Source organism: Veillonella sp. T14073-2 (assembly GCF_002959875.1).
GTDB lineage: Bacteria > Bacillota > Negativicutes > Veillonellales > Veillonellaceae > Veillonella > Veillonella infantium.
In genome coordinates, this window is the sequence record NZ_PPDC01000014.1 from 34,148 (window position 1) to 47,671 (window position 13,524).

At 42.1% G+C, this 13,524-nt stretch carries 15 protein-coding genes; 7 read left to right on the forward strand and 8 right to left on the reverse strand.

Features of this window, described 5'->3' with window-relative positions; translation table 11 throughout:
* Position 1 precedes the first annotated feature (1 nt).
* The 4 genes from VCHSUH04_RS09400 (at position 2) to VCHSUH04_RS09415 (ending at position 3,728) form a co-directional block, all read left to right on the forward strand.
* The gene (locus VCHSUH04_RS09400; protein WP_105086341.1) at positions 2 to 931 is read left to right on the forward strand and encodes a DUF979 domain-containing protein; all 930 of its coding nucleotides are present in this window, start codon (positions 2 to 4) and stop codon (positions 929 to 931) included.
* Between the two features lie 114 nt (positions 932 to 1,045).
* Positions 1,046 to 1,699 carry a pyroglutamyl-peptidase I gene (pcp, locus tag VCHSUH04_RS09405; RefSeq protein WP_105086342.1) on the forward strand — a complete coding sequence of 218 codons (654 nt, stop codon included), beginning with the start codon at positions 1,046 to 1,048 and terminating at the stop codon, positions 1,697 to 1,699.
* A gap of 75 nt (positions 1,700 to 1,774) precedes the next feature.
* Positions 1,775 to 3,103, forward strand: coding sequence for an S-layer homology domain-containing protein (locus tag VCHSUH04_RS09410; protein ID WP_105086343.1), 1,329 nt, complete (start codon positions 1,775 to 1,777; stop codon positions 3,101 to 3,103).
* Between the two features lie 226 nt (positions 3,104 to 3,329).
* Positions 3,330 to 3,728 carry a hypothetical protein gene (locus tag VCHSUH04_RS09415; RefSeq protein ID WP_105086344.1) on the forward strand — a complete coding sequence of 133 codons (399 nt, stop codon included), beginning with the start codon at positions 3,330 to 3,332 and terminating at the stop codon, positions 3,726 to 3,728.
* Between the two features lie 54 nt (positions 3,729 to 3,782).
* Here VCHSUH04_RS09415 and rbsB read toward each other — a convergent pair whose 3' ends face one another.
* From rbsB to VCHSUH04_RS10345, 8 genes are all read right to left on the reverse strand, one after another.
* Positions 3,783 to 4,688, reverse strand: a complete 906-nt coding sequence (gene rbsB / locus VCHSUH04_RS09420; RefSeq protein ID WP_105086345.1) for a ribose ABC transporter substrate-binding protein RbsB — start codon at positions 4,686 to 4,688, stop codon at positions 3,783 to 3,785.
* Between the two features lie 9 nt (positions 4,689 to 4,697).
* Positions 4,698 to 5,633, reverse strand: a complete 936-nt coding sequence (locus VCHSUH04_RS09425; protein ID WP_105086346.1) for an ABC transporter permease — start codon at positions 5,631 to 5,633, stop codon at positions 4,698 to 4,700.
* Complete coding sequence (locus VCHSUH04_RS09430; RefSeq protein ID WP_105086347.1) at positions 5,633 to 7,114, reverse strand: sugar ABC transporter ATP-binding protein; 1,482 nt, start codon at positions 7,112 to 7,114, stop codon at positions 5,633 to 5,635. Before VCHSUH04_RS09430 ends, VCHSUH04_RS09425 begins: the two co-directional genes overlap by 1 nt.
* Before the next feature lie 73 nt (positions 7,115 to 7,187).
* Positions 7,188 to 7,601: a D-ribose pyranase gene (gene rbsD / locus VCHSUH04_RS09435; protein WP_105086348.1), complete on the reverse strand. Its 414-nt coding sequence runs from the start codon at positions 7,599 to 7,601 to the stop codon at positions 7,188 to 7,190.
* Between the two features lie 118 nt (positions 7,602 to 7,719).
* Positions 7,720 to 8,607, reverse strand: coding sequence for a ribokinase (rbsK, locus tag VCHSUH04_RS09440; protein ID WP_105086349.1), 888 nt, complete (start codon positions 8,605 to 8,607; stop codon positions 7,720 to 7,722).
* Positions 8,608 to 8,924: 317 nt separating this feature from the next.
* A complete protein-coding gene (locus VCHSUH04_RS09445; protein WP_105086350.1) occupies positions 8,925 to 9,107 on the reverse strand; it encodes an antitoxin PHD in 183 nt (60 codons plus the stop codon).
* Between the two features lie 36 nt (positions 9,108 to 9,143).
* The gene (locus VCHSUH04_RS09450; protein ID WP_105086351.1) at positions 9,144 to 9,800 is read right to left on the reverse strand and encodes an NAD(P)H-binding protein; all 657 of its coding nucleotides are present in this window, start codon (positions 9,798 to 9,800) and stop codon (positions 9,144 to 9,146) included.
* Positions 9,801 to 10,048: 248 nt separating this feature from the next.
* Complete coding sequence (locus VCHSUH04_RS10345) at positions 10,049 to 10,159, reverse strand: putative holin-like toxin (RefSeq protein ID WP_227720659.1); 111 nt, start codon at positions 10,157 to 10,159, stop codon at positions 10,049 to 10,051.
* Positions 10,160 to 10,345: 186 nt separating this feature from the next.
* Here VCHSUH04_RS10345 and VCHSUH04_RS09455 point away from each other — a divergent pair, with 186 nt between their 5' ends.
* From VCHSUH04_RS09455 to VCHSUH04_RS09465, 3 genes are read left to right on the forward strand one after another with little or no spacing between them, the layout of a single operon-like run.
* On the forward strand, positions 10,346 to 11,941 hold the full coding sequence (locus VCHSUH04_RS09455; protein ID WP_105086352.1) for a tryptophan transporter: 1,596 nt from the start codon (positions 10,346 to 10,348) through the stop codon (positions 11,939 to 11,941).
* The gene (locus tag VCHSUH04_RS09460) at positions 11,934 to 12,746 is read left to right on the forward strand and encodes an energy-coupling factor ABC transporter ATP-binding protein (protein ID WP_105086353.1); all 813 of its coding nucleotides are present in this window, start codon (positions 11,934 to 11,936) and stop codon (positions 12,744 to 12,746) included. Before VCHSUH04_RS09455 ends, VCHSUH04_RS09460 begins: the two co-directional genes overlap by 8 nt.
* A 9-nt stretch (positions 12,747 to 12,755) precedes the next feature.
* Positions 12,756 to 13,424: an energy-coupling factor transporter transmembrane component T gene (locus VCHSUH04_RS09465; RefSeq protein ID WP_105086354.1), complete on the forward strand. Its 669-nt coding sequence runs from the start codon at positions 12,756 to 12,758 to the stop codon at positions 13,422 to 13,424.
* Positions 13,425 to 13,524 lie beyond the last annotated feature (100 nt).

Consider the following 13,524-nt stretch of genomic DNA (forward strand, 5'->3'; position numbering starts at 1 on the left):
TATGTTAGAAATACTCTATAAAATGCAGCCTTTAGATTATGTATACCTTCTTGTAGGTATTATTCTATTTATTTTCGCAATTCAATCGTTTTTAGATAAAGAACATAAATATCGTATTGGTACAGGCTTATTCTGGTTATTGTACAGCGTATCCTTTATCTTTGGCTCTTATCTTTCTAAAGAAATCAATGGTTGGCTCGTAATTGGCATGGCAGCTATCGTTTTGGTAAAACAACTCGGTAAAGGTCATTACTTCGAATCTCCTATCGAATTTAAAAAAGATGAAGCAGTTCGTATCGGTAATATTATTTTTGTACCAGCTTTACTTGTTGGTATCATTACCTTCGTAATTGGCTTCTTTACTAAGCTAGGTGCTCTTGTAGGGATAGGTATTGCAGCAATCATCGCAATGTGTGCCGCTCTTTACATTACAAAAGGCAAACTTAACCAAGGATTCCATGAAGGTCGTCGTCTTATCGATGCGATTGGTTGGACTGCTATTTTGTCCCAATTACTAGCGGCTCTAGGCTATCTATTTAATTTGGCTGGCGTTGGTAAAATTATCTCCAGTGCCGTAGCAAGTATAGTGCCAGCAGATAATGTATTCCTCGTAGTTGTTGCATACTGCATCGGTATGGTTATCTTCACAATGATCATGGGTAATGCCTTTGCAGCCTTTGCAATGATTACAAGTGCTATCGGTGTTCCAATGCTCGTTGTAGCTCATGGTGCAAACCCAGCTGCTGTTGGTGCTATCGCAATGCTTGCTGGCTATTGCGGTACTTTGATGACCCCTATGGCGGCAAACTTTAATATCGTACCGGTAGCGCTCCTTGAAATGCGCGATCAATACGGCGTTATTAAAGCTCAACTTCCAATTGCATTGATTATGCTCGTATTAAACATCTTATTGATGTATTACTTTATTTAACTCATTTTGTGAAAGTACGATATTCTTATGAAACAATATGATAAATCCTTTTAAGGTTACGTGTCATGTTTGATTATTCTAATGCACCATAAGATATCGTTATGAGGTAGTGTGATGAAAACAATTTTGATTACCGGTTTTGATCCCTTTGGCGGTGAACCTATTAACCCAGCTTGGGAAGCGGTAAAAACAATGGATGGCTATACCGATGGTGATTATAAGGTAGTGACTCAAATGGTTCCTACTATACGTTACAAATCTGTTGATACTGTGAAAGCAGCGGCTGAACAATGCCAACCAGACTTTATTCTATGTGTAGGTCAAGCAGGGGGGCGCCCAGATATTACAGTGGAACGTGTTGCTATTAACTGTGATGACTTCCGCATTCCAGATAATGGAGGCAACCAACCTGAAGATGAACCTGTTGTAGCCGATGGTCCTAGCGCCTATTTTGCAACGTTGCCTATAAAAAACATTGTTAACGCATTGCATCAAAATGGCATTCCTGCAAAGGTTTCTAATACAGCTGGTACCTTTGTATGCAATCACTTGATGTATGGAGTGTGTCATTATGCAGCACAAAAAGGCAATATTAAGGCGGGCTTCATGCACATTCCGTACTTGCCATCCCAAGTGGTGGATAAACCAAATCAACCAAGTATGGCTGTTGAAACTGTACGTGCCACATTGGAAACCATCGTTCGCGTATTAGCTCATGGTGAAAGCTACGAAGCACAAGATATTAACTATACAACACCTCACGAATAAAAAACTCAGATGTAATTAAAGTAATATTAATATATAAGATATTGTGTGATATCTATATGAGAGAAGGTCTTTTTAATGAATAAAAAGTTGGTAGCAAGTTTAGTTTCCTGTATGGTATTGGGTTCTGTAAGTGTGTATGCAGCCAATCCATTTTCCGATGTAGATGCTTCTAGTTGGGCGTATCAATCTGTTGAGCAATTAGCAAATGCAGGTATTATTAATGGATACCCTGATGGAACTTTCAAAGGCAGCAATCCTATTACGCGTTATGAAATGGCTCAAATGGTGGCTAAAGCGATGGCTAACCAAGATAAAGCCAATGCGGAACAACAAGCGATGATTAATCGTTTGGCCGATGAATTCGGTTCAGAACTCAACACATTAGGTGTACGAGTAGCAAAATTAGAAAATCAAGTAGGGAATGTAAAGGTAACTGGTAACTATCGATTGCGTTACCGTGGCAGTGAATTGAAAAATGATACCTATGCGTATGGTAAACATTCTTCCTTTGATTATCGTGCCCGTGTTATCTTTAATGCTAAAGTTAATGATAAAACTGATGCTGTTGTACGTATTCAAGGCTCTAGTGAACTTGGTAATAGCAATGCAACACAAGGCAAAATTAATCTTGCCTATGTAGATCATCATTTTGGTAAAGACACAACATTGCGCGTAGGTCGTCAACTCTATACACCAGCGCTAGGTCTTATGTATGATGATCTCGTTGACGGTGCTCGTCTTATGTACAAACATGGCAAGCTTGATGTGTCCGCTAGTTATGGTTACTGGTTGGGCGGCGCTCCTACATACCAAACTAAAGACAATACTATTACTGCCGCTATGGTTGAAGTTAAGGGTAAACTCAATAAACATGTTACCCTTGGTGGTATGTATGGTCGCTTCCACGATGGTAAATTGTACCAAGGCCAAGATGTGGATGCACTTACTGGCAAACAAGTTAAATCCTTTATTGATTCTCCATACAAAAACATTTGGGGCCTCAACGCAAACATGAACTTTAAACGTTGGAACGTCTTCGGCGAATGGCTTACAGCACCAGGCGTATCTGATTCTCATGCGTGGATGGCTAGCCTTGGTTATGGTAACTATGACATTAAGAAAGCTCATACTTATAGCGTTCGCGGTCAATACTACTATGAAGAAGCAAATTCTCCAATCTTCAGTAGTGCCTTTGCACCTGCCTATAGCTTCTACAATCAACACTATGTAGATAATAAGGGTGTCGGCCATGTACGTAATGGCTTTAAAGGCTTCGTAGCTAATGTAAACTACGTACCATTCCAAAATGTATCCATCGGTGCTTACTATGGCTTCGGTAACAAAGACATGGACGGCAATAAATTAGGTGATTACTGGCGTACAGATGTAAACTTCATGTTCTAATATATGTTGTTTGCATAATACATAATAGTTATATAATACATAATAGTTATATAACAGCTCATGGTTACATAGCGTATAACATTTACGTAACACATAATCTAAATAAAGCTCGAGTTATATCTAGAAAAGATATAGCTCGGGCTTTTTTTACCTATAGTTACTACTTTGTTAATGCCTGTAATGTTATAATAAATGAAAATATTACTATTTGTGGAGTGTGAATAGGATGTATGAAATCGTAAATGAGCCTAATTTAATAATTGTTTTTGATATGGATGTAGAACTATCTGAATTTGGTGTGTTTGGTATATATATTAAACAGGGCTATAATATTTGTTCTGGATATATTGACCCTAGTGATTGGTCAGGGATTCATGCTGGTTACAAAGCACTAGTTAACTTGTATGAAAACTGCAAAGGGGAAGCAACCTTTACCAATATTCTGACGGGAGAAGGGGATACGCTAACATTCTCTTTAGACCAAAAGGGTACTTTGACAGTGGATGTTACTATCTGTACCACTTGGAATTACAAATGTAATATGACTATTGAAAGTTTAGATCAAACATACTTGCCGAGGTTTATTGCGTTTTTCAAAGAGTTTTTAGAACGAGAGCCCAAATAAAAAGAGTCGCATCAAAGGATGCGACTCTTTTTTGTACCCAGTTTCTATATACAATTATTTTGTAACAACTTTAAGATCTACAGGGATTTTAGCTTCTACAGCTTCGCCTTTGATAATTTTTTGAGCTGTATCGATAGCGATTTTACCCATTTGGTCTGGTTGTTGCGCAATTGTTGCAGCCAATGTGCCGTCTTTAACAGCTTTGTCTGCGTCAGCAGTACCGTCGAAGCCTACGATGAAGATTGTTTTGCCTGCGGATTTAGCTGCTTGTATAGCGCCCAATGCCATTTCGTCGTTATGAGCGAAGATAGCTTGTACGTCTGGGTTAGCTTGCAAGATGTTAGTCGCTACGTTCAAACCTTTTGTACGGTCGAAGTCAGCGCTTTGTTTTGCTACTACTGTTAAGTCTTTGTCAGCTACGTTGTGGAAACCTTGGCCGCGTTCACGAGTTGCGGATGCACCAGGGATACCTTCGATTTCAGCTACTTTAGAACCTTTGCCAACTTTATCAACGATAAGTTGAGCTGCCATTTCGCCGCCTTTTACGTTATCGGAAGCGATGTGAGACACTACTTTGCCTTTATCCGCAGAGCGGTCAACAGTGATTACAGGAATATTTTTAGCATTTGCTGCTTCTACGGAAGTAGAGATAGCTGCAGAGTCTACAGGGTTGATGATCAATACGGATACGCCGCTTTCAATTAAGTCGGAAATATCGTTTGCTTGTTTTGCAGGGTCGTTTTGAGCGTCAACGATTTTAACTTTAAGACCAAGCGCTTTAGCTTGAGCCTCAACGCCTTCTTTCATAGATACGAAGAATGGGTTGTTCAATGTGGAAACAGAGAAGCCGATGGTGCCGGATTTTTTATCGCCGCCGCCATTATCAGCGCTTTTACCACAGCCTGCTACAAGACCGATAACCATGATAGCCATCGCCAACAGTAACAATAGTTTTTTCATAGGAACCTCCTAGGCTTTCTTGCGGTCTGCAAGAACAGCCAGTAAAATAACAATACCTTTTACGACTTGTTGATAGAAACTGGAAACGTCGAGAATATTTAACCCGTTGTTGAGGGTACCGATAATTAGGGCACCAATCAATGTGCCAACGATATGACCACGACCACCAGCAAGGCTTGTACCGCCAAGAACTACGGCTGCGATAGCGTCAAGTTCGTAGCCTGCACCTGCTGTAGGTTGTGCAGAATTAAGACGAGAAGTAATGATTGCACCAGCGATACCACAGAGCATACCAGTCAAGGCATACACGAAGATTTTAACGCGGTCAATCTTGATACCAGCAATGTAACTAACCTTTTCGCTACCACCTACGGCGTATGTTTTACGGCCTAAGGATGTGCGGCTCAATACGAACCAGAGGACGATGAAAGCCAGGAACATGGTGATCGCTGGAACTGGAAGGCCTGCAATATCCCCTTGGCCAAAGCCGTGGAATAGAGGATCTTGTGTAAGGCCAGAGATTGGGTTACCGTCTGTGAATACTAGCGTCGCACCACGGTAGATGGTCATGGTCGCCAAGGTCGCAATAAATGGAGCTACGCGACCATAAGTGATAACAAGACCGTTAATACCGCCCAATACAAGGCCCGCACCTGCAGCTAATACGATAGCCAATACGGGGTCAGTACCAGTTACGATGAGGTTGGCCATCACTGCACTAGAGAGGGCAAGAATGGAACCAACGGATAAGTCGATACCGCCCGTTAAGATGACGAACGTCATACCAAAGGCGATGATCGCATTGATGGATACTTGGCGCAACAAGTTACGCAAGTTAGAGAATTCAAGGAAACTGTCATTCATGACAGAGATAATTACAAATAATAGGATGAGGCCGATAAGGGGGCCTAATTTTTTTACATATTGTAGAGCTTTGCTGTCCATTATTGTCCTCCTGTGGCTAATGTCATAATCGATTCTGGTGTTGCATCGCTGCGGTCCAAGATACCTGCTACGCGACCTTCATGAATGACCATAATGCGGTCGCTCATGCCCAGCACTTCGGGTAACTCAGAGGACACCATGATAATGGACACACCGTCGTTCGTTAATTCGTTCATTAAATCATAAATATCACGTTTCGCACCGATGTCGATGCCGCGTGTCGGTTCGTCCATGATGATAATGGATGGCTTTTTACCAACCCATTTCGCGATAACCACCTTTTGTTGGTTACCACCGGATAGGGACGATGCCGGTTCGTGAATAGATTGTGTTTTAACGCCTAGTTTTTTAGACAATTCGTCAGCAAAGGAATTCAGTTTGCCCTTATCCAATATATGAGATGGGCAAATTTCGCCAAGGTTCGGCAATGTAATATTGGACCCGATGGAGAAATCGAGGATCAAGCCTTCGCTCTTTCTATTTTCTGTGATGAAAGCAATGCCAGCTTTAATGGCATCTTCTGGTTTTTTACAGTTCAGAACGGCGCCGTTAACTGTTACGGTACCGCCATTGTGCTTGTCTACACCGAAGATAGCACGCATGATTTCTGTACGGCCTGCACCCATGAGGCCTGCTACGCCGAGGATTTCGCCTTTGCGCAAGGAGAAGGAAATGTCGTTGTCGAAACCTTCTGGTTTAAGGTTATCTACGCTCATCACAACCTCGCCAGGAGTTGTCGTGCGAGCAGGGTAGAACTCGTCGATAGAACGGCCTACCATGTGGCGTACCACTTCGTCTACAGAAATTTCAGCTGTTGCTTTTGTAATGATGGTGTGACCATCACGCATAACTGTGATCGTATCGCATTCGCTAAATACCTCTTCCATACGGTGAGAGATATATACGATGGCAACGCCGCGTGCTTTCATTTTGCGCATCATGTTAAACAATGTCGCCGTTTCACGCTCTGTAAGGGCCGCTGTTGGTTCGTCCATGATGACAACCTTTGCATCTAACATCAAGATGCGAAGGATTTCCGTCATTTGTTGGTGACCAACGGAGCAAAGGCCTGCCTCAGTTGTGAGTGGCAATTCGATGCCTAGCTCGTGGCATGTATTTTCTGCCTCAGCGAGCATCGCTTTTTTATCGAGCATACCAAATTTATTGCGCTTTGGTCTCATTAGATATAGATTTTCTAACAATGTTAGATTTGGCCAAATGTTGAGCTCTTGGTGGATGAAAGCCACACCGTTTAGCTCAGCCTCTCTCGGGTTCGGGAAGGTGCGCTCTACGCCGTCGATGGTGATTGTACCAGCGTCTGCCTTGTGAATGCCCGTAAGGATATTCATGAGGGTGGACTTGCCGGCCCCGTTTTCGCCCATCAAGGCGTGAACCTCGCCCTCCTTGAGGGTAATACTTACATCGCGCAGTACTTGGTTCGTACCAAATGCCTTCGCAATGCCTGACATAACAATTTCCATAACTACTCCTATATGATTGGTGAAAGTATCTCTAATATATGTAATAGATTAGATGGTTAGTTAATCTACTACTCTAGGGACGATCGCTGAAAATACAATCGGCGCGCAAGATAATGTTCGCATACGGAGATGCTTCACCAGTTCTAATGATGCATTTGCATTGTTTTGTTGCTTCTTTGAAAGCATCGTGGCTCGTTTCGATCCATTCGTATTGACTGGATGGGAAGGTAGACTCCAAGAAGTCATAAGCCTTTGGATTATTTTCTTTAATTTCTCCTGCCACATGAACTGCTTCAGATTTCATATGCTTAGCGATGATGGATACTACTTGCTCAAAGCTTGGTACACCGAAATCTAAAGCTAAGTCGATCTTTTGAACCCCTTCAGGTACTGGTAATCCGCAGTCGGAGATACAAATAGTATCTGTATGACCAAGATCGGCAAGAACCTTAGCGATATGGCTATTTAAAATGCCGTGTCGTTGCATGGTAAACTCCTTTTATATTTTGATGACTGAGGTTTAAACGCCTTAGTCATTAACTCTTTTGTTATATAGAGGACAGATGAATTTGATACATGAGAATATATGGTTTGTCTTCAATAGACTAATTCTCTGCTAAGAATGCAGCGACCTCGTCCTTTGTAGGCATGCCGCCTTGGGCACCCAAGCGTTGGATGGAGAGGGCTGCGGATGCGTTGCCGTAATGTAATGCATCGGCTAAGCTTTTACCATTAACGATAGCCGTTGCAAAGGCACCGTTGAAGGTATCGCCTGCGCCAGTAGTATCGACTGGTTCAACCTTAAAGCCAGATACAGTATGGATTTTGCCGTTATCTGCATAACCTACGCCCTTGCTACCAAGGGTAACGATAATTTTATTTTCGTTAGCTAGTAAGGTTTCCTCAGTAGATTGATTAGGGTAGAGGGCAGATAGCTCATGCTCATTTGGCGTAATATAGGTTGCCAATTCTAACCACTCTGGATTGAGGTCAGCCGCTGGAGCTGGATTTAAGAGGACTTTTACATTGGCCTCGTGACAACGACGAACGATGTATTCGATGGTGGGAATAGGAATTTCGTTTTGCACCATTACGAGATCCGCTTGCTCGATAGCAGACCAAGCGTTATCTACTACGTTTTTGTCTACCTTAGCATTAGCGCCTGCAATCACGATGATGCTGTTATCGCCTTCAGCTAATGTAATGTGGGCTGTACCTGTTGTAGTATTCGGTACGGTAACGATGTAATCTGTATTGATGAAATTTTCTCTTAAATTATCTAAAATCATTTGGCCGTATGCATCCTCGCCGATGCAGCCTACCATAGTAACCTCTGCACCGAGACGAGCAGCAGCTACCGCTTGGTTTGCACCTTTACCGCCGTGGGCGATGTGCAATTCGTTGCCCATGATTGTTTCGCCTGCCGCCGGACGTTTATCGGCGAGCACTACAATATCCATGTTACAACTACCAATAACAACAATGCGATTCATAATAACTCCTTAATAAGCCTCAGCCCTAAGTGGGACTAAAAATGGATATCGTTAATTTTTATACATAAATTTCCCGATGTTTTATGCGGAGAAATCTATATATAAATGGTATCGATAACCGCATAGGCGTTTACTTTCACATATTAGTATAACTTAATCATTTATTAGTATAGCCTAAATACGGAAGTTTATCTATATAAATAACTATAAAATATGGGTATAAGAAAAGGTATATTCAAAATCTATAGTACATGAGTAAAAATGTACCGATTAGATTTTGAATATACCTTATATTAAAAATTAATAGACTATACTATTTATATTTTTTCTAACATTTTGTCTATGCTATCAAAGGACTTCTCTAGAGATAGAGTACGCCCTTGGATAATATCATTTTGGTCTTCTACAATAGCAGATAATATATCTATCTTAGCTTGTAAAATGCTAGTTGTAGTATCATTAATATTTATTGTATCACTGTAGCTTTTAGCTATATTCATAGTCTGTTAGGCCTTTGTTCTTAATATAGTTATATATTAGTGAAAGCTTGGTTTGTCGTAGTGTGTGCCTGGTTCGCCAATACCAATGCTTGCACGATGGAAAGGTGTTTCATCATCTACATGCAAGATGTCGAAGATGGCTTTTACTACAGCTTCTCGTGTAACTTGGGCATCGTTAAATTGAACGCCTTCAGGAATGAGCTCGTAATTTGTATTTTCTGGATCATTGTAGAGCCATGTGAGGCGTAAGATTGTGTAGTTTAAGTTGGATTCGCGCAATACATTGCGTGCTTGACGTTCGCCTTGTACATAGCTAATCGGTAAGTTGTCGAAGGTCCATTTTTCGAGTGCTGCTGGGAATTCACCAGAAAGACCAGCCATGGAAACACCGATGACACGGCGTACATTTTTGCGGCTCAATGCTTTCACAATGGATGCCATATCACTGCCAGACTCCATAGCGCCTACGAAAACGATTTCGGCGTTTGTTACAGCTTGTTCTAATTTTGCAGGATTTTGGAAAGAACCCTCGATAACAGTAACTCGTTCATGTTCCAAGATTTCTGGATGTAAACGAGTAGATAATTGACGACCATATAATGTAAGGTGCATATCTGTATATGTTAATAATGTAGCAGTTAACTTCTGTGCGATCTGGCCTGCGGCCCCTAAAATAGTAATATATTTGTACATAAAGACCTCCTATGTCCTAGGCATAAGTATTTATATGCATTATATCACAACTATATGACGAGAAAGTGAGAATAACAATTTAATTATGATAGTAAAAGTTACTTTTCTCAGCTGTAAAATAAAAATATATGTGGTATAATACAAAACAAGAAGAGCCAATTAACGTTCTGGAATGCGTTAGGCTCATCTCCTAGGAAATAAGAAAATGAGAAATGGCCTAACGTCCCGTTTGGGGTGTTAGGTCATTCTTATTTTACAATAAGAACGACTAATGTTGCGAACGCAATCATTAATGATATGGCTTCAAATACAGTCATATCACCATCTCCTTTCAATGTACGAAGGAGATGAACTAACACACGTTAATTGGCTCCTATCAGTATCGTATATTAGTTGTATTATAAAGAAAAGTGACTAATAGTCACATAGGTGACCAATAGAGTCAACTGAAGTATTAAACGTTATATAATGTGCTAGTACGTGCAAAAGTCCTCGAAGAGTGATAAAATATAGATTATATATTCATTTTTAGAAAAGAGGCTATTATGGAACGGATTCAAGATCTTGTGTATACACATGTGCAGGGTGGCCAGTTTAGATGGGTCACTGTCAGCACATTGATGCTCGCATTGGGCACGATATTGCATTTGGTGAGCCCTAGTGTGGCTGGGGTAACGCCGAACTGGACGATTGCTACGTACTGCGTAGCTATTTTATTGACTCGTCCTAGTTTGAGTCAAACGTTGGGAATTGGCCTAGTGGCGGCCCTTATCAACGTATTGACGTCTAAGTCAGCATTCCCGTACGGCAACTTGTTGTCTGAACCAGGCGGTGCTTTGACAGCTGCGCTTGTGACACGCGCTATGTTGACCGTGAAGTTCCGCAAAATCGGTGGCTTTGATTTGACGCCAATTCTATCTGGCTTCTTAGCCACAGTTGTATCTGGTGGTATCTTCGTTACCCTCTTGTGGAAAGTATTGGGTTTGCCAGACAATGTGTACATGTACGGTATGTGGCCAATGGTTCTTATCGTAGGTGCTTTGAACGGTGCCATTACACCAATCTTGTACATTCCGGCACAACGTTTATTCTCTAAACGCGGCATGTTGCCAAGCACAGATCAATTGACGTCTGACCATAGTCATATGACGATCTTACCTGAGCGGCAAGCTAAGATTTCCATTGAGCACGTAAATTATTACCATCCTAAAGCGACTACGCCGTCCCTTAAAAATATCAATCTCGATGTACATGATGGGGACTTCCTCGTTGTAACAGGTCCTGCAGGTTGTGGTAAAAGTACCCTTTGCATGGCTATGGTAGGGGCTGTGCCTAAATTCTACGGTGGCCGCCTTGAAGGTATGGTGTTCGTAGATGGCAAAGCGACTACGCAAATGGAAATCCCAGAGCTAGCGAACCATATCGGTGTGGTTCTCGCTGATTACGATACACAGCTTGTAACGATGACAGTTCGCGAAGAAGTAGCCTTTGCTATGGAAAACCGCGGTTATGATCGTGAAACGATTAGAACTCGTTCTGAAGAGGTGTTTAAGCAAGTTGGTCTTGTGGGCTTAGAAGATCGCAAGATTACAAGCTTATCCGGTGGTCAACGTCAACGTTTGGCGATTGCTTCCGTTTTGGCTACGAACCCAACGGTTCTAGTTCTTGATGAACCAACGAGTTCCCTCGACCCAGATGGGACTGCAGAATTATATCGCCTTGTAGGTGATTTAAATGAGAAACACGGTATTACCGTTGTTGTTATCGACCATGACTTACACGCTGTATTGCCGTATGCAAACCGCATGGCCCTCATGGTGGATGGCTCTATTGCGTGCGACGACGATGTGCCAACTACGCTTCGTTACATGTACGAACATAATATTCACGTAGATGCGTTGCCATCTGTGTTCACTACGTACATGGAACTTGAACAAGCGGGCTTCCACAGCGATGAACCTTGGCTCAGCATCGAGTCTGCTATCAAGGGCCTGCACCAAATTGAAATGGCTCACGCTATCCAAAAAGAGGTACATGGTGAAAGCAACTCTCCAGCAAATCAATCTAATACAGTAGAACATAAGCAACCAATTCAACGCGTTGATGATGTACAAGGAAAGGACGGTGGCGCTCATGCTTAAGGTTGAAAACATCCGCTTTGGCTATGTGCCATCTGTAGACATCTTCCGAGATGTGACTTTCACCATCGAAGGAGGTGAATATATCGCCATCGGTGGTCGCAATGGTTGTGGTAAAACGACAATTACTCGTTTGCTCGTTGGCCTTGAAAAGTCTAGTGAAGGCCGCATGTACTATAACGGCACTGACATTACGTCTATGCCGCCATCTAAACGGGGTCAATTTATTGGTTATGTATTCCAACAGCCAGATCGCCAAATGTTCAGACCAACAGTAGCTACAGAGGTTGCCTTTGGCCCTGAATCACTTGGTCGCAGTAAATCCGAAGTAAAACAAATCGTTGATGAAGTATTGGAGCGCACAGGTATCGCTCACTTGCGTGAAGCCTATCCTCCAACATTGCGCCGCGGTGAAAAGCAACGCGTTGCTATCGCTTCTGCGTTAGCGATGCAATCTAAAATCCTCATTCTCGACGAACCCACAAGTGGTCAAGATGGTAAGGAAACTAAAGAGCTGTTAGCTTTATTGCGTCAACTCAATCGAGAAGGTATTACGATCCTTCTCATTACACATGATATGGAAATCATGGCTATCGAATGTAGCCGTGCACTCATCATGGGTAACCAAACAGTTGCCTTTGATGGCAGTCCAGAAGAATTATTCAAGAAGTCTACGGACGAATTGCAAGACCTAGGCCTTACAAAACCGCCAAGTGTGGAACTTTCACTAGCGGTACCATCCCTAGGCTATTGCAAATCCATGGATGAATTGAAATCTAAGTTAGTGGCTCAGTTGAGCGGAAAATAGGAGGGACATATGGAACGTTTAGTACCGTTAACAAAAATTTTGATGACCCTCGCTGTATCCGTGTGGGCCATCCTATTGCGCGACTGGCCATCTCTATTGGCCTTAGTCGTTGTAGAACTCGGTGTATTGCTTGTAGCTGGTTTGCTATTCAAACAACGCAAAGCCGTTGTGGCATTGACTAGCTTTGCTGTATTCCTTGGTATTGTTCAATTTCTCGGTAGCGGTGATGTAACATCTGCCATCGTATCTGGCCTACGTATGCTTGCGATGACACTTGTATTCATCTGCTTGTTGGCAACTACAAAATTGCAAGACCTTACAGCATCACTCGTAACACAATGCAAAATTCCTTATGAATATGCATTTATGTTCACTGCCGCACTTCGCTTCGTGCCTGATTTCATTGCTGAAAGTCATGCCGTACAAGAGGCACAAGCATGCCGTGGTTTATCCTTAGAAGGCAATTTCTTGAAGCGCATGAAATCTTACGCATCCGTTATCCAACCATTGCTTTTAAAATCCTTGGGCCGCTCCGAAACAATGGCGCTATCCCTAGAACTACGTGGCTTTGGTGGACCTACACATAGCTTTGCTGCATCCGTAGGCTTGAAAACTATCGATTACGGCGTGATTGGGGCTTTGATTGTTATTACAATACTACTATTCGTAATTGTGTAATAGATAAACTAGACAAATTCATAGAGTTAATTGTGTTATAATTAACTTGAAGAGTATGGGGTGCCTCAATTGGTACACCTGAAAAGACACCTAGAAAGGG

Excerpts from the sequence above, each read along its gene's own strand:
- VCHSUH04_RS09430 (WP_105086347.1), bottom strand. The coding sequence starts at position 7,114 with ATGGAAATTGTTATGTCAGGCATTGCGAAGGCATTTGGTACGAACCAA.
- VCHSUH04_RS09465 (WP_105086354.1), top strand. The coding sequence starts at position 12,756 with ATGGAACGTTTAGTACCGTTAACAAAAATTTTGATGACCCTCGCTGTA.
- VCHSUH04_RS09415 (WP_105086344.1), top strand. The coding sequence starts at position 3,330 with ATGTATGAAATCGTAAATGAGCCTAATTTAATAATTGTTTTTGATATG.
- VCHSUH04_RS09410 (WP_105086343.1), top strand. The coding sequence starts at position 1,775 with ATGAATAAAAAGTTGGTAGCAAGTTTAGTTTCCTGTATGGTATTGGGT.
- rbsB (WP_105086345.1), bottom strand. The coding sequence starts at position 4,688 with ATGAAAAAACTATTGTTACTGTTGGCGATGGCTATCATGGTTATCGGT.
- rbsD (WP_105086348.1), bottom strand. The coding sequence starts at position 7,601 with ATGCAACGACACGGCATTTTAAATAGCCATATCGCTAAGGTTCTTGCC.
- pcp (WP_105086342.1), top strand. The coding sequence starts at position 1,046 with ATGAAAACAATTTTGATTACCGGTTTTGATCCCTTTGGCGGTGAACCT.
- VCHSUH04_RS09450 (WP_105086351.1), bottom strand. The coding sequence starts at position 9,800 with ATGTACAAATATATTACTATTTTAGGGGCCGCAGGCCAGATCGCACAG.
- VCHSUH04_RS09455 (WP_105086352.1), top strand. The coding sequence starts at position 10,346 with ATGGAACGGATTCAAGATCTTGTGTATACACATGTGCAGGGTGGCCAG.
- rbsK (WP_105086349.1), bottom strand. The coding sequence starts at position 8,607 with ATGAATCGCATTGTTGTTATTGGTAGTTGTAACATGGATATTGTAGTG.
- VCHSUH04_RS09425 (WP_105086346.1), bottom strand. The coding sequence starts at position 5,633 with ATGGACAGCAAAGCTCTACAATATGTAAAAAAATTAGGCCCCCTTATC.
- VCHSUH04_RS09460 (WP_105086353.1), top strand. The coding sequence starts at position 11,934 with ATGCTTAAGGTTGAAAACATCCGCTTTGGCTATGTGCCATCTGTAGAC.
- VCHSUH04_RS09400 (WP_105086341.1), top strand. The coding sequence starts at position 2 with ATGTTAGAAATACTCTATAAAATGCAGCCTTTAGATTATGTATACCTT.
- VCHSUH04_RS09445 (WP_105086350.1), bottom strand. The coding sequence starts at position 9,107 with ATGAATATAGCTAAAAGCTACAGTGATACAATAAATATTAATGATACT.